Below are 24,697 nucleotides of genomic sequence, written 5' to 3'. Positions count from 1 at the left end.
TTTGTATGCTTTTAGGTAATGTTTTTTTGTGTTGAGTTGTAGGTGGCGATTTGGTGCAGTGCGTAAGTGAATTTGTATAGATAAAAAACATTGAAATCAGATGTAAATATAACTTTAGGTAATGGCATTGGCATGGGGCGGTTCTATGCGGATGAGGATAGGTTGCCGAAGGCGGTGGGTGGCCGCAACCAGCGTGGGGTGGGCGAATCGTGGGGTAAGCCTGGTGCGGCTGATCCGGTTGCTGGATTCAGGGTGGATTGTTTAAATTCAATTAATTATTTCGTGCGGAATAGAACCAGAAATTTCTGGGGTTGATTCTGGTTTTTGACCTATATGATTCGGTCACCGTCGAGTGACCTAGGTGTCACTGTGGGTCCGGTCGTGAATGAACCAGGCGTTCAGGGAGTCTGGCCGTAAACGGAACGGTCCCGCAGCCGGTGTGGCAGTTCCATTGCGAACCTGCGTTTAAACCGGGGCATCGCCAATAGATTGGTTCATACCCCAACTACCAACCAAAGAAGGAAATCACATGAAGCGCACTATCCTCGCTCCTCTGGCCGCCACCTGCGTGGCAATGGCCGCCATGGCTCCCTCGCTGTCCCATGCGTTCGATGGCCAGCTTGTTTTCACCGGTTCCGTCACGGATGTCACTTGCACCATCAACGGCCAGCAGCCGGGTGCCGGCAACCGGTACGAACTGGACCTGGGCGGCCAGGTGGACCCGGCCGTGTTCACGGGGATCGGCACGAAGTCTGCCGACAAGCCCTTCAACCTGGTGCTGGGCGGCGGCCCTGCCTGCAAGGACGGTAAGTCGGCCTCCGTGTCTTTCGACACGAGCTCGGGCAACATCGATCCCGTCACCGGCAACCTGATCCTGCAAGGCAACATGCCGGCGAAGGGCGTGCAGATCATGATCAGCGACGCTGGCAATGGCGCAACCGGCAAGATCGCGCTGAACCAGGCGCAGGCGGCCCCGCAGGCGGCCAAGATCGCGAACAACACCGCAACGCTGAGCTTTATAGCGAACTATGTCCAGACCGGTGCCACCGTCGAAAGCGGTGCGGGGAATTCGTCCCTCCGCTACACGATGGCCTACTACTAAACCGAGCCGGGATTAACTACTGGGAATGCCATGACGTCGGTCGCTCGCATCTCTTCCTTCCTTGCTGCAGCCGGCGTCGTGGCGCTTGCCGCCTGCTCCGGCATGGCGCAGGCCGCCATTGTCATACAGGGTACGCGGATAGTGTTTCCCGCCGATGCCCGCGAGGTTACCTTGAGGCTGAACAACACCGGCGACGCGCCCGTTCTCGTGCAGAACTGGCTGGACGACGGCCGCGAGAACGTTCCGCCCGAGAAAATGAAAGTGCCCTTCACGATCGCGCCGGCGGTCGGCCGGGTGGAGCCCGGCCGGGGCGCGGTGCTGCGCATCGCCTATACGAAGGAGCCGCTGCCGCAGGATCGTGAGTCCGTATTCTGGCTCAATGTGCTGGAGGTGCCCCCAAAGCAGGAGGGGGCCGAGAATGCGCTCCGGTTCGCTTTCAGAAGCCGCATCAAGTTGTTTTTTCGCCCAACCGAGCTGACGGAGGTCGATGCCGCCCCCGGCAAGCTCACCTGGAAACTGGCCACCGTGGATGGCCAGGGGACGGGAGGCAAGCCAGCGAAGCAGCTTGCGGTGGAAGTCAGCAACCCCACTCCGTACCACGTTTCCTTCGGCCGGGTGGAAGCCCAACTGGACGGCAAGTCCGTATCCGCGGGCGGCGGCATGGTCGCCCCGCTCGGCAAGGAAACCTTCGTGCTGCCGGAGGCCAGGCCCGGCAACCACGCCAGCGCCTCGGTCCGGTACGAAGTCATCAACGACTACGGCGGCCGGTACACCGAAGAAAAGCCGTTGGCGAATTGAGCGCCGGAAGTACCCCTCCGACTCCTCCCGCCGTGCTGCCGGTACGGCGGCTTCCAGCTTTCGCAGATAGGACAACCGTCGGTATATGCAATCCTCAGTACGCCTTGTTCGACGCCCTGGCCCGCCCGGCGGCACCGTTGTGGCCTTGGCGCCGGCTTCCCGGCTGGAGCGCCTTGCGCCACGCCTGATCGGCGCCGTGGCGGCGCTCGCGATGTCGCCGGTGGCGTGGGCCGCGGCAACCGCGGTGGCGGGGCAGGGCTCGGGATCGCGCCAGTCCATCGATATCGGCGCGCAGATCGGCGAGAGCCTGGCGCAGGAAAAGAAGCCGGCGCAGGAGCGCGGCGCGGAGCATGCCCCGTCGCCCGGCAGCGAGCCTGAGCCGAAGCTGCTGGCCGCCCTGGACAGCAAGCGGGTGGTCTTCGACTCCTACATGCTGGCGCAGGGCCCCGAAGGCCTCACGATCGACACCAGCCGCTTCGAGCGGCCCGATATCGTCGCGCCGGGCAGGTATCGCGTTGAACTGCACGTCAACGGCAACTGGCGCGGCACCGAGGACATGGAGTTCAGGCAGGTTGCGGGCAAGGAAAGCGCGCAGGCCTGCTATGACCGCGATCTGCTCGTGCGGGCGGGTGTCGACCTGGCCAGGAGCGCACGCGGCCAGGATCCCGATAGGCCGCCCAACCCGCTGCCGGAGGGGCTGGTCTGCGACGACATCGGGCGTTATGTTCCCGGCGCCGAGCTCAAGTTCGACCAGGCGGAGCAGCGGGTCTATCTCTCCGTGCCGCAATACTACCTGCGGCTGACCACGTCGAAGAATTATGTCGATCCGCAGAGTTGGGACAGTGGCGTCCCGGCCGTGCTGCTCAACTACAACACCAATATATTCACCACCGAGAGCCAGGGACGCAACACCACCCAGGCCTATGCGGGCCTGAACCTGGGGGCGAATCTGGGGCCGCTGCGCCTGCGCCACAACGGCACGCTCACGTGGTCGCCGCAGAGCGGCAGCCGCTACCAGCGCGGCTACATCTATGCGCAGACCGATCTGCCCGCGCTGCGCTCGCAACTGCTGGTTGGCGAGAGTTCGACCAGCGGCGAGCTGTTCGATGCGGTTTCCTTTCGCGGCGCGCAGATCTTCAGCGACGACCGCATGCTGCCCGAAGCGCAGCGCTACTACGCGCCGGTGGTGCGCGGCACCGCCAGCTCGAACGCCAGGGTTTCGGTCCATCAGCGCGGCTACCTGGTCTACGAGACCACCGTGGCGCCGGGGCCGTTCGAGATCGATGACCTGCAGGTGGCCAGCTACGGCGGCGACCTGCAGGTCACCGTGACGGAGGCCAATGGCGCCGCGCGTGTTTTCGTGGTGCCCTTCGCCACCACGGTGCAACTGCTGCGGCCCGGCGTCACGCGCTATAGCATGACCGCGGGCAAGGCCAGCGACCTGTCGCTGCGAGGCAGCGGACAGTACATCGTCCAGGGCACGCTGCAGCACGGCATCAACAATATGGTGACCGGCTACGGTGGCGTGGCCGTCGCCAGCAACTATATGTCCGGGCTGCTGGGCGGGGCGCTCAACACGTCCTTCGGCGGCTTCGGCGCCGACGTCACCTGGGCCAGGGCCACCGTGCCGAACGGCGACAGCCTGCGCGGCGCCAGCTTCCGTGTTTCGTACAGCAAGAACCTGCCCAATAGCGGCACCAACTTCTCGCTGCTGGCGTACCGCTATTCCACGGGCGGTTTTCTTGGGCTGCGCGACGCGCTGATGCTGCATGATGCAGTCGAACGCGGCGCAACCACCGATTCCTATGCGCGCATGCGCAGCAGGGTGGATGCCAACATCAGCCAGCAGCTCGGCGCGAGCGGCGGCAGCATCTACCTCAACGGCTCCTCGCTCCAATACTGGAACCAGCGCGGCCGGGCGCTCAGCTTCACGCTGGGCTATAGCAACCAGTGGCGCGGCAACACCTATTCCCTGTCGGTGCAGCGGGTGCAGAACGCGGCGTCCGGCGGAGCCCTGTTCGGCGGCACCAGCAGCGCCAACAGCACGCTGGTCAGCCTCAACCTGTCGATTCCGCTGGGGAAGTCGGCGCGCGGCGCTCCCGTCCTGAACACCTTCGCCACGCACGACGACCGTTCCGGCACGCAGGTCTCCACCGGCGTGGCGGGGCGCCTCGACGAAGGCGGCAAGGGCTCCTACTCGCTCTCCGGCACCTACGACGACCGGCGCCACGCCACCTCGGGCAACGCCAGCATCAACTACCGCCTGCCCGAGGTCACGCTGGGCGCCAGCATCGGCCAGGGGCAGGGCTATCGCCAGGCTTCCGCCAGCGCGCAGGGTGGCCTCGTCATGCACCCGGGCGGCATTTCCATGGCGCAGACCCTGAGCGAGACCATCGGCGTGGCCCATGTGGCGGATGCGCCGGGCGCCCAGGTCGGCTACGGCGGCGCCCGCGTGGGCCGGAGCGGCTACGCGGTCGTTCCCAGCCTGACGCCTTACCAGTTGAACAGCATCGATGTCGATCCCAGGGACATGCCGGAGGACGTCGAGCTGAAAGTGACTTCGCGCAGCGTTGCGCCGCGCGCCGGCGCGGTGGTGATGCTCACCTACGAAACGCGCAGGGCCCGCCCCGTACTCATCAACAGCCGTATGCCCAACGGCGAGCTGCTGCCTTTCGCCGCCGCCGCCATCGATGCCGAAAGCGGCATGGCGATCGGCGCCGTGGGCCAGGGCAGCCGCCTGGTGGTGCGCAGCGAAAAGGACAGTGGCACGATCCGCGTCGAATGGGGCAGGAAGCCCGAAGAGCGCTGCGCGATCGACTACACCCTGCCGGCGCGCGCCGAGGGCAAACGCAGCGGCTACGAGATGCTGGATCTGGAGTGCCGTCCGCTGCCGGACGGTGGCGTGAACAACAAGAAGCTGGCGGGGCGTCCGTGAGGTTGAACGTGCCCGCAGCAGTGCTGGACAGCAGCAATGCGGCAGCGCCAGTCAATCCGGCCGGCATGCCCGATCAAGGGGGGCCGGGCAGCATGATCGATCCGATCAGCCCGGGCCGGATCCGTCGCGGGCCGCATTGCGCCCGGCCATGGCACGGCGCGGTGCTCGCGCTGGCTTTCCTGCTGGTCCTGGCGCCCGCCGGGGTGCAGGCCGCGCTGTCGATCATCGGCACCCGCTTCATCTACCCCGCCGATGCGCCGGAGCTGAACGTGAGGCTGCGCAATGCCGGCGCCAGCCCGATCCTGGTCCAGGCGTGGCTGGACCAGGGCGACGCCAATGCCGATCCGGCGACGCTGAACGTGCCCTTCATCCTGTCGCCGCCGCTGCTCAGGCTGGACCCCGAGCGCAAGACCGTGCTCCGGCTGCGCTACACCGGCGAGCCGCTCCCGGGCGATCGCGAGTCGGTGTTCTGGATCAATCTCCTGGAGGTGCCGCCGCTGGCCGAGGACAGCACCTATCTGCTGCGCCTCTCCTACCGTACGCGCATGAAGCTGCTGTTCCGGCCGGCGGGCTTGCCTGGCAATGCCGACGAAGCCGCCGGCCGGGTGACATGGGCGTTCGGCCCCGAAGGGAAGGAGGGCGGTGCCGTCCTGGTAGCGACCAACCCCACGCCTTACCACGTCTCGCTGGCGCGTCTGGAGATCCGGCGCGGCGTCGCGTCGGTGGCGCTGGACGGCCAGACCATCGCGCCGCTCGGCGTCACGCGGATCGCGCTAGGCAGCTTGAAGGGCGGTGCCGGGGACGAGGCGGTGATCCGCTACGAAGCCGCCAGGGATAGCGGCGAACTGGTTGTCGGGAATGCGCCAGTGGCAAGGTAGCGCCCGCGCGGGGACCGGCATTTTCTACGAGGGAAGACCTGGGTTTTCCAGGTTGTGGGCGGCGCATGCGCATCGCATGGGCCGGCCGTGAAATACATGTGATGGCGATGGGAAGAAATCAAATGACGGGCGGCGGCGAAACCTTTGTCGATGCCGATGTACGAGTTTGCCCGGCCGTTGCCGGGCGGGCCGTGCGGCGCGGCGCGGCGCTGCGCGCCTGCGGCGTCGGTCTGATGATGCTGCTGCCGGCAGCGGGGCAGGCGCAGGTGCCTGGCGTGCCGAATGTGCCGAATGTGCCCAGGGCCGGACAGACCATGCGCGATCTGGAGACCGTGCGTCCGGAATTGCCCGCGCCGTCCGGCCTGGAGCTGGATTTGCCTAAAGCGGACGATCGCGCCGCGCCGGCCGCGCCCGAGGCGCCGGGGATACGCCTGAAGGTGCGGGGCTTTCGCATCGACGGGAACCAGGTATTCGACCCGGCGCAATTGCTGCCCCTGCTGGCCGACCTGAACGGCAGCGAACAGGACCTTGCCGGCCTGCGCGCGGCGGCGGACCGCATCACCGCGTATTACCACGAGCATGGCTATCTGCTGGCGCGCGCCTTCCTGCCGCAGCAGGATATCGAGGACGGCATGGTCCGGCTCGAAGTCGTGGAAGGCAGGTATGGACAGATTGCCTTGCAGAACGGGTCGCGCGTGTTCGACGGCGTGCTGCGCCAGCCCCTGTCGCGGCTCAAGAGCGGCGAGGCGGTCCATGGCGGGGAGCTGGAGAGCCGCCTGCTGCTGCTGAACGACATGCCCGGCATCGGGATCAAAGGCACCCTGCAGGCTGGCTCGGAGCCCGGTACCACCGACCTGCTGGTCGAGGCGGAGCCCGGTCCGCTGGCCGGCGGCAGCGTGGAGGCAGACAACTACGGCGGCTTCTACACCGGCGAATACCGCCTGGGCGGCAGCGTCTACCTCAACTACCCGTTGCGGCTGGGAGACCAGTTGAACCTGCGCGTGCTCGGCAGCGACAAGCGGCAGCGCTACTACCGCGCCGGCTACCAGTTGCCGGTCGGGCCCTGGTCCACGCGCGTGGGCGTGTCGTACTCAGAGATGGGCTATCACCTCGGCAAGGATTTCTCGGTGCTGGAAGCACACGGCCGCGCCGGCATCCGCAGCGTTTTCGTCGCGCAGCCGCTGCTGCGCAGCCGTGCCTTCAACCTGAGCGCGCAACTGCAATACGACGACAAGCGGCTGCGCGACGAGATGGATCTGTTCGAAACCAGCGTGAGCAAGCGCGTGGGACTGTGGACCGCCGGCGTGAACGGCAACAGCCAGGACAGCTTGTTCGGTGGCGGGCAGACCGTGTTCTCGGCGAGCTACAGCACGGGACGGCTGCGCATCGGTGATCCGCTGACGGAATTCATCGACCGGATCAGCGCGCGGGCCGGCGGCAGCTTCAGCAAGCTGAACCTGAACGCGGCGCGCCTGCAGCAGCTGGGCAACCGCCTGCAGCTCTATGCCCAGGTCAATGCGCAATGGGCCGCCGGCAACCTCGACGGTTCGGAGAAGTTCGGCATGGGCGGGCCCAATGGCGTGCGCGCCTATGCGCTGGGCGCAGGCAGCGGCGACCAGGGCTGGCAGGCCAGCCTGGAGCTGCGCTACGCGGTGGCGCCCGGCTGGCAACTGAGCGCCTTCGTGGACAAGAGCGTGGTGGATATCAACAAGCAGCCCTGGACCAGGGAGCGCAACACGCGCCGGCTGACGGGCGCGGGCGTCGGTGGCGCCTGGGTGGGGCAGGGGCATCAGATCAGCCTGGCGCTGGCCTGGCCCGTGGGCCAGCGCGATCAAAGCGGGGGGCCGGTGCGCAGCCCCAGGTTCTGGGTTCAGGGCGCGCAGTACTTCTGAGCGCGCCGTGAGCCGTGTCGGTGCAGTACCCGTGCTGCCGGGATCCCAGCAGTTTTTTATATAACGTGGAATGAGGTCAATATGAACAAGAGCTACGCACTGGTCTGGAACCAGGCCCAGGAATGCTGGAACGTCGCCAGCGAAGGGACTCGCCGCCGCGGCAAGTCGGCCGGCGCCCGGCGCGTGATTGCCGCCGCCGTGGCGCTGCTGGGGCTGGGGGCGCTGGCGCCGGCGCATGCATTGCCGACAGGCCAAGAGATCGTGTCGGGCAGCGGCAACATCGCGCTCTTCAACAACAACCAGGGTATGTCGATCAACCAGTCGAGCGACAAGCTGATCATCAACTGGAACACTTTCAACGTTGGCGTCGGACAGAAGGTCCTGTTCAACCAGCCCGGCAGCAACTCGGTTGCGCTCAACCGCGTCCTCACCGCGGCCGCCAGCGATATCCAGGGCCAGATCGATGCCAACGGCCGCGTGTTCCTGGTCAACCCCAACGGGATCGTGTTCGGCAGAACCGCCCAGGTCAATGTGGGTGGCCTGGTGGCCTCGACGGCGGACATCAGCAACGCGGATTTCAACAACGGGAACTACCGCTTTGCCGGCGGCGCGGGCTCGTTCGTAAACAATTCCGGCCGGATCACCGCCGCGCCGGGCGGCAGCGTGGCGCTGCTGGGCAGGACGGTCAGCAACACCGGCCTGATCGAGGCCAGGATGGGCCGGGTGGCGCTGGGCGCCGGCAATGACTTCACCGTGAGCTTCGACGCCGGCAACCTGCTCAACCTGCGGGTAAACGGCGGCGTGGTGGACGCAATGGTGGAAAACGGCGGCTTGCTCAAGGCGGACGGCGGCCAGGTGCTGATGACGGCCCAGGCCGCCGGCAACGTGCAGCAGACCGTGGTGAACAATACCGGCGTGATCGAGGCCAAGACACTGCAGGGCAATGCCGGCAGGATCACGCTGGACGGCGGCGGCGCCGGCGTGGTGCGCGTGGGCGGCAGCCTGAACGCCAGCGCCATGACCGGCCCCGGCAACGGCGGCACCATCGAGACCCGGGGCGCCGACGTGCAGGTGCATCTGGGCACCCAGGTCAATACCCAGGCCAACAACGGGCAGACCGGCACCTGGAAGCTCAGCGCGCTGGATGTCAACGTCAACCAGACCGCCGCCGGCGGCGCGAGCACCCTGCTTGGCGACACGCTCTCGCGCAACCTGGGCACCACCAATATCGAACTGGCCAGCACCGTGGGCAATCTCTCGGTTAACGCGCCCATCACCTGGAACAGCGGCAACCGGCTGACCCTGGCCTCGGCCGGCGACGTCAACGTGAACGGCGCGCTGACCGCCACCGGCGTCAACGCCGGCGTGGCCATGGACGCCGCCAGCGATATCAACCTGAACGACAAGGTCACGCTCAGCGGGGCCGGCAACAGCCTGGCGCTGAATCATGGCGGCGCGCTGAACCTGAACAACGGCGCGGTGGTCACGCTGTCGGGGACGGGCGCGTCGTACAGGTCGAACGGCTTTGCCTATAACGTGATCCAGAACCTCGCGCAGTTGCAGGCCATCAACGACAATCTGGGCGGCTACTATGTGCTGGGCAACCGGATCAACGGCGGCAGCCTGAGGTCGATCGGCGGCGACTACGGCACGTTCTCCGGCATCTTCGACGGCCTGGGCAACACCATGAGCAACCTCTCGGTGACCAGCACCGGGCTTTTCTCCGGCCTGTTCGCGGCATCGTCGGGCCGCATCGGCAACCTCGCCCTGGCCAACCTGTCGGTCAACGCAACGTCGGGTAGCGTCGGCGCCGCGGCGATCGGCGGGCTGGTCGGGCAGAACGCCGGCACCATCTCCAACGTCACCGCCACTGGCATGCGCCTCAGCAGCAACACCGGGGGCGCCCATGTGATGGGCGGCCTGGTGGGCCGCAACCTTGAAGGCGCCACCATCGACCGCGCCTCGGTGAGCCTCACCAATCTGAGCGGCAACAGCCTGCTCCAGTCGCTCGGCGGCCTGGTCGGCGAGAACGCGGGCCGCGTGACCCGCAGCACGACGGACGTCCAGCTCTCGGGCTATATGCAGCGCACCGCCATGGGCGGCGTGGGCGGCCTGGTCGGGCTGAACACCGGGCGCAAAAGCTATATTGCCGATTCGTCCAGCCGCGGCCCCGTCGGCACCTACTATGGTGGCCTGAACGTGGGCGGCCTGGTGGGCTACAACCACGGCGGCGTGATCGAGCGCGTCTTCTCCAGCGGCAACACCGGCGCCGCCGGCAATGCCATCGTCGGCGGCCTGGTTGGCCTCAACGACGCCGGCGGCAGCATTGCCGATGCCTCCGCCAGCGGCCGCGTGAACGGCAACGGCGCCGTGGCGATCGGCGGCCTGGTGGGCCAGAACAGGGACGGCAGCCTGAGGAACGTCAAGGCCAGCGGCGTTGTCACGGATTATGCCGGCATCGACGTGGGCGGCCTGGCCGGCAGCAACGACGGCGGCACCATCCTCGGCGCCGAAGCCACCGGCGCCGTGATCGGCGGCAGCAACAACCGCGTGGGCGGCCTGGTCGGCAGCAACTACAGCGGCACCATCCAGGGTTCGGTGGCGCGGGGCAGGACCTCCGGCGGCGCCAACAGCCACACCGGCGGCCTGGTCGGCTACAACGGCGGCGACCTGGTGGCGGTGGAAGCCAGCGGCGAGGTCTATGCCGGCGCGAACAGCTTTGTCGGCGGCCTGGTCGGCACCAATGCGGCTGGCAACGATACCGCGATCGTGTCGGGCACGGCCAGCGGCAACGTCAAGGGGGAGAGCCGCAGCGTGGTGGGCGGCCTGGTTGGGCAGAACCAGGGCGCAATCCGCGCTTCGTCGTCCTCCGGTACGGTGAGCGGCGGCAGCTACACGACGATGGGCGGCCTGGTCGGCCTGAACATGGGCAAGGTCGAGTACTCGAGCACGAGCAGCAGGCTCGGCTTCATACCGAACTATGGCCAGGTCTATGGCGGCCTGGTCGGCGTGAACTTCGGCCTGATGGATGGCAACAGCGTTTCCGGCTCTGCCGCCCTGGTGCCGCTGGCCGGCCTCAACTACGGCGTCATCCAGTAAGGCGCCCAGGCGTTCCTCCGGCCTGACCGGCAGGCCCTGGCATGCCCGTGTTGCGGCATGCCAGGGCATCCTGCCGGGCAATGGAGCACAAGGGAGGAGATGTGCATGTGGCGGGGCCAACCGGGGCTGGTGTATCGGGGCCTCGTTACACCATCTCGAAAGATTGGGAATGCATGGGGATATGGAGAACGGTATGAACATGAATGAATTGCCCGGAGCAGGGCGGTCGGCGATTGCCCGGGGGGCACACCAATCCGCGTGCCTGTTCCTCGCCATGCTATTGCTGGGGCTGGCAAGCGGTAGTGCCCGCGCGGTTTTGGAAAATTCGACGGCCGTCAACTGCAGGCATCCCAATGCGCAGGAAATCCAGCCCTGGACGGTGGCCAATCCCCTGACCAGCAGCACGGCCATCGGCACGGTCCTGATGGAACGGCGGTTCGCGATGACAACCGCGTTCGGCTATACCCCGCCGACGCGCGACGCCCACGACCTGGTCACAGGCGCGCACTGGGTAGAGGGAATGGGAGCGCCCATTCCCAATGGCATTGCGCCAACGAATATCGACGGCATCGGTTTCAAGTGGGAAGCCTTATCGCCAGATGGCGTCAGCCGGCTCCTCCTCAAGCAGACAAACCCGATTGCCGTAAATCTACTGCCTGTCAAGGCCGAAGGGTTAGGGCCCTCGGGAGGGTCTGGAGGACAGACCGTCTCAAGCTACAGGCAGTTTCTGGTCCTGACCAAGGACCCGAACACGTTCGGCCCGGGCGACATCCAGGTGACCGGCATCCCCGGCGGTCTCCAGGTGAGGATCCACTCGGTGGACTTTCTGACATCGGCCGGGGTGAGCCTGGGCAGTACGTTTGTCGTGCCCAACTCGAGCCAGGGATGCCGTGAGTTCATTACCTTCGACAGCACGGGTATCGTCAGTATCGGCGGCAGCCCTCCGCCTGTGATCCCGAAAAAATGCGACGTCGTGGCCAACCAGATCATTCCGGTCGATCTGGGGCGCGTTCCCCTCAGCCAGTTCAAGGCGCTCGGCGACACTTCGCCGCCGAAGCACTTCGAAATCGCCCTGAGCAATTGCGCGGTCAACGCCAAGCCCATGATCAGCTTCCGGGACAAGGCCTCGCCCCCCAACGCGGACAAGACGGTATTGCGGCTCAGCGCGCCGGCCGGACAAAGCGTGGCCCAGGGGTTCGGCATCATCATGACGCGCGAGGACGGCACCCGGGAGCGCATCGCCTATGGCGATCCCGGCGCCGCCACGAAATACGAGATGACCAAGCATGGCAGTAGCGCGAAGCTTCCGCTGTCGGCGCAATACCTCCGCACCGGCAGCGACGCCGAGCTGAAGGCGGGCTATGCGGGCGGCTCCGCCGAGTTCACATTCACCTTCCCCTAGCCGTCGCGGTGAGAGTGCCTTGGCTATGCCTGAAAAGTATAAGGCATCCACTTTTGAGGCATTTGACGGCATAGAGGCCCGGCTTCTACCATGCGGGATCACTCACGCCGCAATCCAGGACGCTCCCCATGGCCAACGCCGATATCGCTCTCCCAGACACTTCGCACACGGCATCGCGCGACCTTCCCCATGGGAGCCTGCACATCGTCACGCCGCTGCTGCGCTCCACTTCCTACTCGGCACGGCTGGGGCGCCCGGTGTGGTTCAAGATGGAAGCGCTCCAGCCGCCGGGCTCGTTCAAGGCGCGCGGCATCGGCCACGCCTGCCGGACCTACAAGGAGCGCGGCGCAAAGCACCTGGTCTGCTCTTCCGGCGGCAATGCCGGCATCGCCGTGGCCTATAGCGGGCGCCTTCTCGGCGTGCCGGTGACGGTGGTCGTGCCGGAAAGCACATCGGCCGCCGCGCGCGAGCGCATCGCGCTGGAAGGCGCGGAACTCGTCGTGCACGGGCGCGCGTGGAGCGAGGCGAACGACTACGCGCTCTCGCTGGTGAAGCCGGACCATGCCTTCGTCCATCCCTTCGACGATCCCCTGCTGTGGGAAGGCCACGCGACCATGATCGACGAGGTTGCCGCCGCCGGCGTCAAGCCGGGCGCGGTGGTGCTGTCGGTGGGGGGCGGCGGCCTGCTGTGCGGCGTTCTCGCCGGGCTGCACCGGAACGGCTGGGGCGACGTGCCCGTGATCGCGGCCGAGACGGTTGGCGCGGCGTGCTACGCCGCGTCGCTGGCGGCCGGTGTGCCGGTGGATCTGCCGGCCGTCACCAGCATCGCCACTTCGCTGGGGGCGCGGCGGCCTTGCGACCAGGCGATGGCGTGGTCCAGGCGGCATCCGATCGTCAGCCAGGTGGTCTCGGACAAGGCAGCCGTGGGCGCCAGCCTGCGCTTCCTGGCGGAGCACCGGATCGTGGTGGAGCCGGCGTGCGGCGCGGCGCTGGCCGCGCTGGAGCAGGCGCCGGCCGTGGCGCCGCCGGCATCGGATGTGCTGGTCATCGTTTGCGGTGGCGTGGGCGCGACCGTGGAACAGTTGCAGGCCTGGGACCGCGCATCCTGATGCTGCGGGGGGCACGTCCAGCGCATGCCGCCGCGGAAATCGGAAGTGAAAATTCCGACTGAAAACCAGACGTTTAATTCATCACAGGAATGGTTCGCGGTGACTACACTGTGAACCTGTACCGCGCTTCACGGCGCCGGTGCAGATAAAAGGCGAAACAGACGACATGCGGGACGCAGATCCGCCTATCCCGCTCCACTGCAAGTGGAAAGTGCCGCCCCATTCTGGAAAGAAAGCAGCAATCATGAATAAGAAGCTCTTCACGACCCTTGTTTCCGCAGCAGCCTTCGGCCTCTGCGTACTGGCCTCCTCCCAAGCCAATGCAACGGGTCCGAAAGATAGCACCAACGCCGGCGACAAATACGGCTACAACCTGCACAACGGCAAGCGCGACCCGTTCACCGACGGCGCCCGCATCGGCGACCCGCGCAGCCCGTTCACCGACGGCGCACGCGTCAACGACCGCCGCGACCCGTTCTCGGACGGCGCGCATGGCGCAGCGGGTTCCACCCTGGACCTCGCCGGCCGTGACCTGACCGGTGTGTCGGCGCCTCCCGCGCATGGCGCGCAAACGGACAGCCAGGCCAACGCCTGATCCTGCTCCGCCGGCCTGGCCTCGGGTTCCCTCGCCCGTGGCCGGGCCGGCAGATCTCCCGCTTCACCACGCAACGCCATCCAGTTACACCTCTCCCATGATTCCCACGAAAAAAATCGCGCTGGCGCTGTTGAGCGTCACGGCGCTTGCTTCCTCGGTGCCTGCATTCGCCGGTCCGGACTGGACCGTCATCGAGCGCGCACGCGCGCAAAAGCAGGCGCAGGCAAAGACGCAGGCGCAGACGCCCTGCGCGCTGAAGAACGATCAGGCGGCTTCGGCGCCCGGCGCCGACAGCAAGGCGAACTGAGTTGGCGGCCCCGCGCACGGCGCTGGGGTGTCGGGAGGGAGTGGGGCGCGGCAATGCGCAGAACAACCCGCCCGGCAGCCGTGGTAGCCATCAGGCGGGAAGAGAAGCGTGCGGCTATTTGTGTCCTTCCGGAGCCAGCACAATGACCATCCACGACACGCCGAAGCGGTCGGCGACCATGCCGAAACGGGGCGAATAGAACGTTTCGCCAAGCGGCATCAGGACCTGGCCGCCGTCGGCCAGCGCGTTGAATATGCGATCTGCGGCAGCGACATCGGGCGCTGTCACCGAAAGCGAGAAGCCCTGGAAGTTGGGCTTGCCCTGGCACCGGCCATCGGACAGCATGACCGTGGTCTCGCCGATCCGCATGGCCATATGCATGATCTTTTCCTCGGTGCCCGCCGCGGGGGCACAGGCACCCTCGGGCGGGGGAGATTGCGGCGGCGGCGCCTCCTTGAAGCGCATCAGCATGGTCACTTCGGCGTTCAGCGCCCGCTTGTAGAACTCGGCCGCTTCCTCGCAGCGGCCTTCAAAGAACAAATAAGGCTGGACTAGCATCTTGTCTCCTTCAGGCATTCTGGGTTGAGGGGGCAGTCTGAGGCTCCTGAAACGCTTTCGGGCTGCAGGCTGCCGTGCGTCCCCGGCTGTCCGTGAGCCGGCGGAAACATTGTGTACACTGTCCACTACCATAGTAAAGAAAACGGATGCTGTCCACACGGAGGCGTAATGGCAGGGGGCAAGCACACTTCCTGTGCCGCAATCGAGGCCGCAGCCGGGGTGGCCGGGCCGGCGGAAGCGGATGACCCGGACCGGATGAACCTGTCGGCTGCGGCATCACTGGCAGCCGGGCCGCCGGCGCGCAGCACCTACCGCCATGGCGACCTGCGGCGCGCATTGCTGGATGCCGGCATGGACCTTGCGCGCGACGGCGGCCCGGATGCGGTCGTGCTGCGCGAGGCCACCCGGCGTGCCGGCGTGGTGCCAAACGCCGCGTACCGGCATTTCGCCAGCCGCATGGATCTACTGCAGGCCGTCCGCTTTGCCGCGCTATCGGCGCTGGCAACGGCCATCGAAGCCGATTTGGCGGAACTGGACGACACCGCGCCGCCTGCCGATTTCGCGCGCGCCAGCTTGCGCGCGGTCGGTACCGGCTACATGCGTTTCGCATTGGCCGAGCCGGGGCTGTTCCGCACGGCGTTCTCGGTGCCGGACGAACTGCAAGGCGTGCCGGTCCCGGCCAAGGCCGGGGACAACGGGCTGAATCCGTTCCAACTGCTCGGGATGGCACTGGACCGCATGGCGGCGGCCGGCGTATTGCCGGCCGAGCGGCGTCCCGGCGCCGAGTATCTTGCGTGGTCCGGTGTGCATGGGCTGTCCATGCTGGTGATCGACGGTCCGCTGCGCGGCGTGGATGGCACCCTGGCGCACTCGCTCGGACAACGCTTGCTGGATATGGTGGAACGAGGCCTGTAGCTTCGGCGCGGGCCATGCTCTTCCATGGTAGCGACGAGGTGGGCGTGCCTGGCTCTCGCTCCCACCAGGGGCGCGATCTGATCCGGGGCTATTGAGCTATGATCGGATCTGGTGTACACATTAAGATGCCCTATTTCCAGTGACACGTCAGTGACCCCTTTGTATTACGCAGGGTGGAGTGGGCCATCTCTCTCCTTTGGCGTGCGCGCGATGTCGGCCAGGCAGGGCGGCAGCGTGGCGGCGCTGTAAGGAATTCCATCATTCGCCCGGTCTCCATTGCAGACACGAATGCCTACCACTACCTGCAGCGCTCATGGAAAGCAGTCCGATCCGCCGCCTTGCCCGCGCGCAGAGGCAACTGAGTCTCGCGCTGTTCGGCGTCATTCCATTGGCGCTGATGCTGGCCGGCACCCTTTGCTGGGGCATGCTCCGCATCGTTGAAGACCAGGAAGAACTGATCGCCATCCACTTTTCCGAAATCACTGGCGATATCAGGGAACAGGAAGCTTTCCTGATGCGCCTGCGCGCGCGGGTCCAGGGCCTGCACCCCGACGACGACTCCGGCGATGTAAAGCTGCGGCGCATCGATTCGAGCGAGCGTCCCGGCGTGATGCTGTTCGAGGCGCGCGTACCGCGCTCGTCGGCCATGTTCAGCGTTGCCTGCGGGAGCGCGACGGGCTGTCCTCTGCAAGACCGGGCCGTGCTCCGCCTGGGTTCCATTTTCTCCGACTACTACAGCGCGTACTGGGCTGTATCCCGCTACCCTCCGGCGGATGTCTTCCTGGTTGCGGCGCATGCCGATGCCAGCGCCGGCATGCAGGCGTTCAGCGCGGCTCCGGAGATCCGGCCGATTTCCCGCGACGCGTACGGCATGGTGTTCTCGATGGTCGCGCAGCATGCCGGCACGCCCTCAGGCGGGCGCGATGCTGCGTCGGGAGCGCTCAGGTGGCTTCGCGCAGATCCGTCGGGCGGAGGCCAGGGCAAGATGCTGGCCGTGCTGCCGATCGACGCATCGGCGACGATGCCGCGAGCGCCGGTCTTCCCGAACGGCAGCCTCTACGCTGTCGCGTTGCTAAGCCCGGATAGGGTTGCCAATATTGGGAGTTTTCCTAAAGCGCCCAACTACGACGATTTCTGGCTGGAAGACAAGGCACGCATCACCATGGTGGGCAAGACGCCGACGCCCGCATCGAAGGCGGATGGCGTCACCTATGCCGCCGACGGCCTGTACTTCCGGCTCCGTGATCCGAGTGGCTCGTGGCTGGCGCTATACCGCATCGGCTATCCGACCCTCTTCCGCCATAACAAGGGCCTGCCTGTCACCCTGGCACTGCTGGCGCTACTCGGGCTGAGCGGCGGCTTGTCCTTTTTTCGCTGGTACCACCGGCGCGTGGTGGTGCCGGCGCGCCGTTTGCACGACAGGCTGGAGGAGAGCGAATCATTCAGCCGTGCCCTCGTCGAAACCGCGCCCGTGGCGCTGTGCGTCTGCAATCGCGCGGACGGCACGACGCTGTTCGGCAACCACCTGGCCAGGCAATGGCTGGGCCTGGATGCGTCCCACAGCCTGCAGTCCGTGCTCGATAGTCCCGCCCAGCTCACGCAGGTGCTTGCAGCAACCCTGCCCGGGGCTATCGAGGAAATCCGGGGCAATGGCAGCAGGCCGCTCTCCCTGGCTTTCGCGCCAACCCGCTACGATGGAAGCACCGTAGTCCTGTGCGCGTTCGCCGATATCAGCGCGCGCAAGGAAATCGAGCGGTCCCTGATCAAGCGAAAGCAGGACGCAGCCAATGCGAACGAAGCCAAGACCGCCTTCCTGGCCACGATGAGCCACGAAATCCGGACACCGTTATATGGCGTCATGGGTGCGCTGGAGTTGCTCGATCTCACCAGCCTCGGTACCGCGCAACGGCAGTACGTGCAGACTATCCGGAATTCGTCGGAAGTCCTGATGCAGATCATCAGCGACGTGCTGGATATCGCCAAGATCGAAGCGCGTCAGCTGTCGGTCGAGTCGGACGATTTCTGCCTGCTGTCGCTGGTGGCGGCGACAGTCAGCCGCTACGCCGCGAGCGCCGAGCAAAAAGGCTTGCTGCTGTACGCCTGCGTGGCGCCCGATCTGCCTGAACACCTGCGCGGCGATACAATGCGGATTCAGCAGATACTGAACAATCTCCTGAGCAACGCCATCAAATTCACCGAATCCGGTCACGTGATTCTTCGTGTCCGGCAAGTGACGGTTGATCGCGAAGATACGATGCTCCTGTTCCAGGTGGTGGACACAGGGCTCGGGATAGCGCGGGAACGTCAGGCGGAACTCTTTGCGCCGTTCTATCAGATAAACAGCAAGATGCATACGGTAAGCGGCGCCGGATTGGGTTTGTCCATCTGCATGCGGCTGGCAAAGCAGATGCACGGGGACATCCGCGTGGTCAGCGATCCCGGCCTGGGAAGCAGCTTTTCGCTGGTGCTGCCGCTGTCGAGCGCCCTGGCGCAGATGCCGTCGCCAGCGCTCGTGCTGACAGGGGAGCCCGTCCATGTGCGATCCCCCAGCAAGGAACTGACCGACAATGTGTGCGCATGGCTGAAGCGCTGGGGTGCATCCATCCGCACGGAGGACGATCTCCCCGGCGATACGGCGCGCCATGCGACCCTGGTGGACATGCTTGTCTCCTACCCGGTTCCCGAGGGCTGGAACGGCAATTACCTGTTTGCCACGAACCAGCCTGTCGTGGCCGACGCGGCCACATTCGGGGAGCATGGCCACCTGAATGCGCACAGCATGCGTGCAATCGGGCGCGCCATCGCCCAGGCCGGGGCGGGTGTGCCGGCGTCGGATGGGGGGGCTGCCCAACTGCTCGCCAATGGCATGCATCTTCGGGTCCTGGTGGCCGAGGACAACCCGATCAACGGTACCATCCTGAGGGAGCAGCTCGAACAGATCGGCTGCAACGTCGTTCTTGCATGCGACGGCGTGGACGCGCTGGCCCGATGGCACCCCGACCTGTTCGATGTCGTGATCACCGACGTCAACATGCCCAGGGCAAATGGCTACGAGTTTGCCGAAGCGCTGAGGCAGCAAGGCTATGACGGCCCCATTATCGGGATCACCGCCAATGCGATGCGCGAAGAGGAGCAGCGCTGCATGGATGCGGGCATGACGTCCTGGCTGGTCAAGCCATTCGACCTGGGGGCGCTCCGGTCCCATCTCAATCTCCCGCCAGCGTCCATCCGGCAAACGGTGGAAGCCGTCCCGGCGTCTCCGGCCAGCGCTGACGAGGCCGAGATCGTGCCGCTCAGGTTCCGCAGCGTGTTTTCCGAGACCATGCGCGGAGATCTCGCGGCGCTCCATCGGGCGATAGCGAATTCGTCCGCTGCCGGTGCGCTCGATACATTGCATCGTATCCGCGGCGCATTGGCTACCGTAAAATTGTTCAGGCTGGTGAAATGCTGCGAAGCCCTGGAAGAAGGTATTCGCGGCGAGGGCCTTCAACAAAGACAGAAGGCAGGCATAGCGCTGGTTGCCTCGCAGATCGAGGCTATTCTTGCTGGATTTTGATAATCAACCAAGCGGCGACTTCTCTTTACCCGATTTTCGAACTCCATGAAAAAAACCAAAATCATCTTAGCGGACGATCATCCCCTGGTGCTCATGGGCATACGCGAAGTCATTGAACAGGATCGGCATTTCGAGGTGGTTGGCTCCGCCTCGGGTCCATCGGACCTGATCGCCAAGATTCCCGCTGCCCAACCGGATATCATCGTCACCGACTATGCCATGCCCGGCGATCAGACGTTCGGCGACGGCCTCAAGCTTGTTGAATACCTGATCAGAACGTTTCCCGGCGTAAAGCTGCTGGTGCTCACCATGCTCACCAACCCGATCATCGTATCCGCCTTGTACGATGCGGGCGTGCACGGCGTGGTGTTCAAGGGCGACTCGCACAACGACATTCTCGCCGCCCTGGTCGCGATCCGGAGTAGCCGAAAATACACGCCGGCCTCCTTCCGGGAGTCTCTGCGCGAGAGTGCGGGCGCGGAATCCATTGGCGAACGACTCACGACGTTGTCGCCAAGGGAATATGAAGTGCTTCGCCATTTCGTTGGCGGCGAATCGGTTCAGGATATCGCCAAGCGCTTCAATCGCAGTATCAAGACGGTTAGCGGCCACAAGGTCTCGGCAATGCAGAAGCTCGGTGTCACAACTGACCAGCAGCTCGTTGCCTTCTGCATTGCCACCGAACTCTTCCAGTAGCAGGGCGCCAGTTGGGGGGCTCCCGCCGGTCTTGGCAGGAATGAGGTTCTTCGCCGATCTGCGGGGAGAGCGAAGGTGACATGTCAGCCGAGCGTGGTCCTCTCGGCTTGTCTTGCCGGAAGACCGCTAGCCGTTCAACGTCGACGACGCGAAATTCGCAAACGCCGTCACCTCGTCCCGGTGGCGCAGGAGTCGCTCCGAGCCGCCGAACTTGCCGAAGAGGCGTGCATGGGCGGAGTGCGGTTCAGGCCGTGGCGACGACGTCTATCCGCAGTGCTTCCCCACCGGCCGCGATCGCGAGCAGGCGGTCGACGTTCGGGTGCGCACCCGGACGGTTGCGCGCGTCGACCGTATGCTCGGCGAACACCGCGAGACCGTGCTCGGCCGCATTGGCGTCCAGCGTGCCGAATGCTTGCTGGAGATAGAAGTACACCGCCAGGGAGCCCTGCTTGCCCGGCTTGTTCTCGATGCTTGCTACCACGGCGCCTTTGCCATTGACCAGATCGATGCGATCGATACCGTCGATAGCAGGCAGTTGCGCGAGGTTATCTTTGAATACGTTGCTCGTTTGAATCACTTAAGACACTCCGTTCTTTCGGAAAATTGCTTGGCGGGCCGTATCTTATCCGATCCGGTGCTGGACGCCGGCGAGCGCGCCGGCAATGCATTGCCGGAAGGCGACGCGTCTACTCGTGCCGCGATTGCGCCTGGCCCGGTGGACCTGACGGGCGGCACAATCGCCACCATGGACGCCGGTGACGAGCCCAAAAAAATACCCAGGCTGCCCGCAAAGGCCGCTTGGGTAGGTGAATGTCCGGGCAGGATGGGTCAGGCTCAAGCCGGAATCGGGATCAACGATTCGGGATCAACGATTCGGGATCAACATCAGTCGGGATTGCTGATGCCGGCAACTGCAAGATCGCCCGAGACCGCGGAGGGCCGTATGCGTTTCGGCGAGGGCGTCGGCAATGCGCCTGGTTTCCGGTGCTCCCCGAGCACGTCCAGCCGGTAGCCGTGCGAGTAGATCACCGAGACCAGCACGCCGTTCGCGGTGCCGAGAGCCAGCGTCCGGCGCATGCGCGATACCAGGCCAGCCAGTGCGCGCGACAACGGTTGCAATTCATGTCCCCAGACGGCGCTCTCGATATCGGCGATGGACACCGCACGGCCCGCGTTCGAGAACAGCAGTACGGTCAGGCGGAACTCCTTGGGGGTCAGGGCAATACGCTTGCCGCGCAGGATCGCATGGCGGGTGACACAGTCTATCTCGTAAGGCCCTGCCTCGATCACCAGTCCCTTCCTGAAGCGGCCGCACGCAACGCGCCGGCTCAAGGCCAGGATCCGTGCCTGCAGCTCGCGGAAATTGACCGGCTTGGTGATGTAGTCGTCGGCGCCGGCTTCCAGGGCCTCGACGAGCTCGTCTTCGCCTCCGGCATCGGCCAGCACCATGATGGGCATATCCCATGCCCAGCGCACCATCCGGACGATGTCGATTGACGGCATGTCAGTGTGCGTGCGATCGATCAGCAGGAGGTCATAGCTCGCGCGTCCGACATCGCGGATCAGCTCGCGCCCGGCGTCGAAGATGCGGCAGTTGAATCCCGCGGACAACAACATTTCGCGCAGGACCTGCACCCGGGCGGCTTGCCCTGTCAGCAGCGCGATATTCAGTGAGGCATTCATGCGGCAACAGATGGAAGGACTGACGGATACGGCGGCAATTGCCGATGCGGGAAGCATGGTGCACCTGCCTTTCTGCGTCTACCAGATAAGTCTTGAAGATTTGTTTAGATGATTTGATGAATCATTGTGTAAATGAAAATACAATATTTAAAATTGGTTCGTTGTTTTTAATTGGGGGGAATGAGGAGGGTGATGGCTGTCGGTAGAAGTTATCCCTGATTGGGGCGGTGCTCGCCGAATGCCAGCGTGCCATCAGCGTCAGTGGCTCCCCGGGCGTATCGTCGGAATGGGGCATCGAGCATCGCCGAAGCGGAGCGCCGGCGCCGATTTCCAGGTACCTCCCTTCACGTCCCGGAGCGCGGTGCGGTCGCTGAAGAATTCAGAATAGTCTGATAGACGGCCCGGCAGATCAAATGAGACTATCGGTCATAGTGATTGTCGGCGGGGCGGCACCTCCGGCGTGGAAGGCGTGCCGGTGGCGCTGGCCGGCAGGTGGACTGCCTGCGGGGCGCGCCTGATCGCCAGCGGCTCGGGCGGCAGCGCCCACGCCTGACGTCCCATCCTTGGGTTCCTACTATGAGGAGTGATATGAACCACATCGTGAAATTAATCGACACGCTCGCGCTTTGCATACCGCAACTCGATTCGAAGCCGCTGCTTGCCGACGCGCCGGCAAGCGCCGACCAGGGGGAGATCCTGGGATGGCTGGCTGACCACCTTGAGCAGCAAGGGCTGCTGGTCTATGAGGAGTGGAAAGAGTACTTCGGAGAACTACCGGCGCTGCGCCCGCTTTCCGGGATCGACTTCTCCGCGTATGACAGTACTTTCATCGTTGGGCTGGTAGAGCATATCGACTGGGAAGAAGTGGACCCGGAGCTCACCTATACGCTGCCGTATGAGATGCCGTACTTGGAATATATCAACGGCTTCCTTCGGGATCATGGTTTGCGACTGGTGGATCTGCTTCCCTTCGAGAATGCGTACATTCTCTGCGTGAAGGACGACGAGACGCTGCTCGAACAGCTCTGCCAATGCCTCAAGCCATTCGACATGGACATCGACGTGCGCGAGGCGATGGATGCGCAGCAAGCGAAAGAACATGTTGAAAAGCTGCTGATCTCGTGAGCGTTGCCTCCATGCACGATCCCATTTCGTTCGATTGGAAAGCGCCCCTGTACGACGTGCTCGGGGTATTGCGACACGCATGAACAAACATGGCTTGCGATGCGTCGTACTGGGCGTGTGCACTTTTGCGATGACTGAACAGGCTCAAAGCCTGTCGATAAATTCAGTTTGCCCTGGAAATTCCCGAGCAGTGTCTATGCCGGCGCTAGCATTGGCGTGGACGCACACACGGCAGCGGGAAACAGGCCGGGGATTCAAGTTCGAGGATGACGAGATAGTGGATTATGTTCGCGCGCTGGTCGTGGCGGGAGCCAACCAAAGGGATGCGAATTCTCATGACCTCGATGCCTGGAAGACCCTGGAAAAGGTCAAGGGGGGAACTGTTGAGGTTCAAGGATGAAGAAGCCGCCCGTCGGCGAGAGGACGAAGCTCGCCTGGAGGTCGTAAAGCCCGAAGATCGTGACAAGGTGCTGTCAGGCATGCGAGAGAATTGGTATCCTGATCGGTTGGACCTGTCGCGCGGATCGTTGATGCGGCGCATCGAGCAGGCATTGCCCAAGCCGCCATGCAGGGTCGGTACCGATCCGTGGGGCTATCGCGTACTGATAGTGCAACCCGCATTGCCATGTGCAGGATGACGGGCCAGCTCACATCAGGCAGGGCAGTCCCTTCCAGTTGACTTCCAGCGAGAAGTTCGATGAACGAGTCGACTGCCAGCAAAGCGTCGGACGCGCCATTACATAGGAAATCAACCCGGCTTCGCTCTTGCCCGGTACGCGATACCAAGGCGTTCTCATGGCCAATCGGTCTTACCTCTACAGCCTCAGCAACCGGCCGTCCTCGTACGAGGACCGTCCGGAGACTATCTCCGGATTGTTTTAGCACGTGCCATGACACACAAGCCGGACGAGGCTTGCCTCCAATGGGCCGACTGGTTCAATCACCGCGGCTGCTTGAGCCAAGCGGCAATGTCCTGGGAAACCCGGGAGCGGCTCAATGGAGGTACTTGGAGGCAAGCGGAACGAGCGGATTGTTTACAACATGTACTGGATGGAGGCCATGCCGATGGCACGGAAGCATCTGAGCAAACTTGCTCCTGGAACTGCGGTGATGACTCTTGCCATTGCTTGCGCAATGGCTGGCGCATGGTGGTGGCTTAAAGCGCAGCACAGAGCGTCAGAACCTGTTCAAGTTGCCCAAGCATTCGTGGCTTATCTGAAAGTGGGGCAGTTTGCCCAAGCCCATGGGCTCACGATGAAAAACCCATACACGGGGCGCACGGTATCTGAGTTGGCAGACATTTCGCGCCGTAACTTGTGCCAAGTGCAAGAGGGACGAATCCTATCGACGTTTCCTTTTCAATCCAACGGCAACCGGTTGCGCCGATGGTTAATGGGCCAAGAGGTTGAGATGTCGCCGATCACGATTGAGTTCGCCGGTAATTGTCCTTTCAATGTTACGGTTCGACGCACGCAGTCCAATGATTGGAAAGTTTCCAGCTTTCAGAGCCATGCGGGATAAGGGTACCCCTGCCTGATTTAATACTTCAGGGACGGAGGGCGTTGAGCGACGCAACGGCGCGTGCCGTGCCGACACGTTGTCTGCGAGAATGCACGCGCCGCGCCTTGGGAATCTCGCGATGCCAGTGCAGGCACTCCCGCGACAGGCTCAGGTGCCATTGGACAACGCTTGCATTCGTTTGCCTGAAAACAAGAATTATCCTATTCCACGATCGCTTGATTCTGGCGAAGATGTGCTGGTGCGCGGGCTGTCCGCAATCCTGCAGCGGATGCATCGTCGTGTGCCCCACGGAGCCGGACGATCGGAAGGGCTTTACAGCCGGTATTGGCGCCGCCTCGGCTCGAATTCCACCGGGAACCGTCCTTGCCTCTGATCCCGGAATCGCAGCAATGGCCATTCCCGGCCCGACGACAGGGCCGTCGGCACGGCGCATGGGAACGCGCAAGCTGCGGTCCTATTCCGATAGTAGTTGCACGGAGTGGAGCGCCGCGCGGGGTGCGGTCGATAGGGCGTCGATTCGATAATG

At 64.6% G+C, this 24,697-nt stretch carries 21 protein-coding genes; 16 read left to right on the top strand and 5 right to left on the bottom strand.

The window, feature by feature from the left end; genetic code table 11:
- The first annotated feature begins 529 nt into the window (after positions 1 to 529).
- From P3W85_RS31260 to P3W85_RS31215, 10 genes are all read left to right on the top strand, one after another.
- Positions 530 to 1,102 (top strand): fimbrial protein, encoded by a 573-nt coding sequence (locus P3W85_RS31260; RefSeq protein ID WP_276267610.1) that lies wholly within the window; start codon positions 530 to 532, stop codon positions 1,100 to 1,102.
- Positions 1,103 to 1,180: 78 nt separating this feature from the next.
- A complete protein-coding gene (locus P3W85_RS31255) occupies positions 1,181 to 1,900 on the top strand; it encodes a fimbria/pilus periplasmic chaperone (protein WP_276267609.1) in 720 nt (239 codons plus the stop codon).
- An 85-nt stretch (positions 1,901 to 1,985) separates the two neighbouring features.
- Positions 1,986 to 4,835, top strand: coding sequence for a fimbria/pilus outer membrane usher protein (locus tag P3W85_RS31250; protein WP_276267608.1), 2,850 nt, complete (start codon positions 1,986 to 1,988; stop codon positions 4,833 to 4,835).
- Positions 4,832 to 5,713, top strand: a complete 882-nt coding sequence (locus tag P3W85_RS31245) for a fimbria/pilus periplasmic chaperone (protein WP_276267607.1) — start codon at positions 4,832 to 4,834, stop codon at positions 5,711 to 5,713. The genes P3W85_RS31250 and P3W85_RS31245 overlap by 4 nt, the downstream gene beginning before the upstream one ends.
- Positions 5,714 to 5,820: 107 nt before the next feature.
- Positions 5,821 to 7,605 (top strand): ShlB/FhaC/HecB family hemolysin secretion/activation protein, encoded by a 1,785-nt coding sequence (locus P3W85_RS31240; RefSeq protein WP_276267606.1) that lies wholly within the window; start codon positions 5,821 to 5,823, stop codon positions 7,603 to 7,605.
- An 81-nt stretch (positions 7,606 to 7,686) separates the two neighbouring features.
- Positions 7,687 to 10,704 carry a GLUG motif-containing protein gene (locus tag P3W85_RS31235; RefSeq protein WP_276267605.1) on the top strand — a complete coding sequence of 1,006 codons (3,018 nt, stop codon included), beginning with the start codon at positions 7,687 to 7,689 and terminating at the stop codon, positions 10,702 to 10,704.
- Between the two features lie 193 nt (positions 10,705 to 10,897).
- On the top strand, positions 10,898 to 12,106 hold the full coding sequence (locus P3W85_RS31230) for a fimbrial protein (protein WP_276267604.1): 1,209 nt from the start codon (positions 10,898 to 10,900) through the stop codon (positions 12,104 to 12,106).
- A 128-nt stretch (positions 12,107 to 12,234) separates the two neighbouring features.
- Entirely contained in the window at positions 12,235 to 13,215 is a 981-nt protein-coding gene (locus P3W85_RS31225; protein WP_276267603.1) for a pyridoxal-phosphate dependent enzyme, read from the top strand.
- 244 nt (positions 13,216 to 13,459) lie between these two features.
- Positions 13,460 to 13,810, top strand: a complete 351-nt coding sequence (locus P3W85_RS31220; protein ID WP_276267602.1) for a hypothetical protein — start codon at positions 13,460 to 13,462, stop codon at positions 13,808 to 13,810.
- 97 nt (positions 13,811 to 13,907) lie between these two features.
- Positions 13,908 to 14,117 (top strand): hypothetical protein, encoded by a 210-nt coding sequence (locus tag P3W85_RS31215; protein WP_017228311.1) that lies wholly within the window; start codon positions 13,908 to 13,910, stop codon positions 14,115 to 14,117.
- Between the two features lie 114 nt (positions 14,118 to 14,231).
- Here P3W85_RS31215 and P3W85_RS31210 read toward each other — a convergent pair whose 3' ends face one another.
- Positions 14,232 to 14,675 (bottom strand): VOC family protein, encoded by a 444-nt coding sequence (locus P3W85_RS31210; RefSeq protein ID WP_017228310.1) that lies wholly within the window; start codon positions 14,673 to 14,675, stop codon positions 14,232 to 14,234.
- 255 nt (positions 14,676 to 14,930) lie between these two features.
- On the opposite strand from P3W85_RS31210, the gene P3W85_RS31205 reads away from it, so the two are divergent.
- Positions 14,931 to 15,590: a TetR/AcrR family transcriptional regulator gene (locus P3W85_RS31205; protein ID WP_276267611.1), complete on the top strand. Its 660-nt coding sequence runs from the start codon at positions 14,931 to 14,933 to the stop codon at positions 15,588 to 15,590.
- A gap of 298 nt (positions 15,591 to 15,888) precedes the next feature.
- Here P3W85_RS31205 and P3W85_RS31200 read toward each other — a convergent pair whose 3' ends face one another.
- A complete protein-coding gene (locus P3W85_RS31200; protein ID WP_276267601.1) occupies positions 15,889 to 16,488 on the bottom strand; it encodes a hypothetical protein in 600 nt (199 codons plus the stop codon).
- An 87-nt stretch (positions 16,489 to 16,575) separates the two neighbouring features.
- Here P3W85_RS31200 and P3W85_RS31195 point away from each other — a divergent pair, with 87 nt between their 5' ends.
- Together P3W85_RS31195 and P3W85_RS31190 are read left to right on the top strand one after the other, a co-directional pair.
- Positions 16,576 to 19,146 (top strand): hybrid sensor histidine kinase/response regulator, encoded by a 2,571-nt coding sequence (locus tag P3W85_RS31195; protein WP_276267600.1) that lies wholly within the window; start codon positions 16,576 to 16,578, stop codon positions 19,144 to 19,146.
- A gap of 45 nt (positions 19,147 to 19,191) precedes the next feature.
- Entirely contained in the window at positions 19,192 to 19,842 is a 651-nt protein-coding gene (locus tag P3W85_RS31190) for a response regulator (RefSeq protein ID WP_017228307.1), read from the top strand.
- A 244-nt stretch (positions 19,843 to 20,086) separates the two neighbouring features.
- On the opposite strand, the gene P3W85_RS31185 is transcribed toward P3W85_RS31190, so the two are convergent.
- Positions 20,087 to 20,419: a DUF2322 family protein gene (locus P3W85_RS31185; RefSeq protein ID WP_276267599.1), complete on the bottom strand. Its 333-nt coding sequence runs from the start codon at positions 20,417 to 20,419 to the stop codon at positions 20,087 to 20,089.
- 308 nt (positions 20,420 to 20,727) lie between these two features.
- Positions 20,728 to 21,525, bottom strand: a complete 798-nt coding sequence (locus P3W85_RS31180; RefSeq protein WP_276267598.1) for a response regulator transcription factor — start codon at positions 21,523 to 21,525, stop codon at positions 20,728 to 20,730.
- Between the two features lie 588 nt (positions 21,526 to 22,113).
- Here P3W85_RS31180 and P3W85_RS31175 point away from each other — a divergent pair.
- Both P3W85_RS31175 and P3W85_RS31170 read left to right on the top strand, forming a co-directional pair.
- Positions 22,114 to 22,650, top strand: coding sequence for a hypothetical protein (locus P3W85_RS31175; protein ID WP_276267597.1), 537 nt, complete (start codon positions 22,114 to 22,116; stop codon positions 22,648 to 22,650).
- Between the two features lie 79 nt (positions 22,651 to 22,729).
- Positions 22,730 to 23,050, top strand: coding sequence for a hypothetical protein (locus P3W85_RS31170; RefSeq protein ID WP_276267596.1), 321 nt, complete (start codon positions 22,730 to 22,732; stop codon positions 23,048 to 23,050).
- A 247-nt stretch (positions 23,051 to 23,297) separates the two neighbouring features.
- On the opposite strand, the gene P3W85_RS31165 is transcribed toward P3W85_RS31170, so the two are convergent.
- Positions 23,298 to 23,447, bottom strand: coding sequence for a hypothetical protein (locus P3W85_RS31165; protein WP_276267595.1), 150 nt, complete (start codon positions 23,445 to 23,447; stop codon positions 23,298 to 23,300).
- A 199-nt stretch (positions 23,448 to 23,646) separates the two neighbouring features.
- On the opposite strand from P3W85_RS31165, the gene P3W85_RS31160 reads away from it, so the two are divergent.
- Positions 23,647 to 24,171, top strand: a complete 525-nt coding sequence (locus P3W85_RS31160; protein WP_276267594.1) for a hypothetical protein — start codon at positions 23,647 to 23,649, stop codon at positions 24,169 to 24,171.
- Positions 24,172 to 24,697: the final 526 nt, after the last annotated feature.

It is taken from the genome of Cupriavidus basilensis, assembly GCF_029335485.1.
GTDB classification, from domain to species: Bacteria; Pseudomonadota; Gammaproteobacteria; order Burkholderiales; family Burkholderiaceae; genus Cupriavidus; species Cupriavidus basilensis_E.
This window is presented reverse-complemented; position numbering and strand designations above follow the sequence as displayed.

Bases quoted from the DNA above. Each gene is read 5' to 3' on its own strand.
- P3W85_RS31260 (WP_276267610.1), top strand. From the start codon at position 530: ATGAAGCGCACTATCCTCGCTCCTCTGGCCGCCACCTGCGTGGCAATG.
- P3W85_RS31250 (WP_276267608.1), top strand. From the start codon at position 1,986: ATGCAATCCTCAGTACGCCTTGTTCGACGCCCTGGCCCGCCCGGCGGC.
- P3W85_RS31240 (WP_276267606.1), top strand. From the start codon at position 5,821: ATGGGAAGAAATCAAATGACGGGCGGCGGCGAAACCTTTGTCGATGCC.
- P3W85_RS31235 (WP_276267605.1), top strand. From the start codon at position 7,687: ATGAACAAGAGCTACGCACTGGTCTGGAACCAGGCCCAGGAATGCTGG.
- P3W85_RS31230 (WP_276267604.1), top strand. From the start codon at position 10,898: ATGAACATGAATGAATTGCCCGGAGCAGGGCGGTCGGCGATTGCCCGG.
- P3W85_RS31225 (WP_276267603.1), top strand. From the start codon at position 12,235: ATGGCCAACGCCGATATCGCTCTCCCAGACACTTCGCACACGGCATCG.
- P3W85_RS31220 (WP_276267602.1), top strand. From the start codon at position 13,460: ATGAATAAGAAGCTCTTCACGACCCTTGTTTCCGCAGCAGCCTTCGGC.
- P3W85_RS31215 (WP_017228311.1), top strand. From the start codon at position 13,908: ATGATTCCCACGAAAAAAATCGCGCTGGCGCTGTTGAGCGTCACGGCG.
- P3W85_RS31210 (WP_017228310.1), bottom strand. From the start codon at position 14,675: ATGCTAGTCCAGCCTTATTTGTTCTTTGAAGGCCGCTGCGAGGAAGCG.
- P3W85_RS31205 (WP_276267611.1), top strand. From the start codon at position 14,931: ATGAACCTGTCGGCTGCGGCATCACTGGCAGCCGGGCCGCCGGCGCGC.
- P3W85_RS31200 (WP_276267601.1), bottom strand. From the start codon at position 16,488: ATGCTGCGCGACCATCGAGAACACCATGCCGTACGCGTCGCGGGAAAT.
- P3W85_RS31195 (WP_276267600.1), top strand. From the start codon at position 16,576: ATGCTGGCCGTGCTGCCGATCGACGCATCGGCGACGATGCCGCGAGCG.
- P3W85_RS31190 (WP_017228307.1), top strand. From the start codon at position 19,192: ATGAAAAAAACCAAAATCATCTTAGCGGACGATCATCCCCTGGTGCTC.
- P3W85_RS31180 (WP_276267598.1), bottom strand. From the start codon at position 21,525: ATGAATGCCTCACTGAATATCGCGCTGCTGACAGGGCAAGCCGCCCGG.
- P3W85_RS31175 (WP_276267597.1), top strand. From the start codon at position 22,114: ATGAACCACATCGTGAAATTAATCGACACGCTCGCGCTTTGCATACCG.
- P3W85_RS31170 (WP_276267596.1), top strand. From the start codon at position 22,730: ATGAACAAACATGGCTTGCGATGCGTCGTACTGGGCGTGTGCACTTTT.
- P3W85_RS31165 (WP_276267595.1), bottom strand. From the start codon at position 23,447: ATGAGAACGCCTTGGTATCGCGTACCGGGCAAGAGCGAAGCCGGGTTG.
- P3W85_RS31160 (WP_276267594.1), top strand. From the start codon at position 23,647: ATGGAGGTACTTGGAGGCAAGCGGAACGAGCGGATTGTTTACAACATG.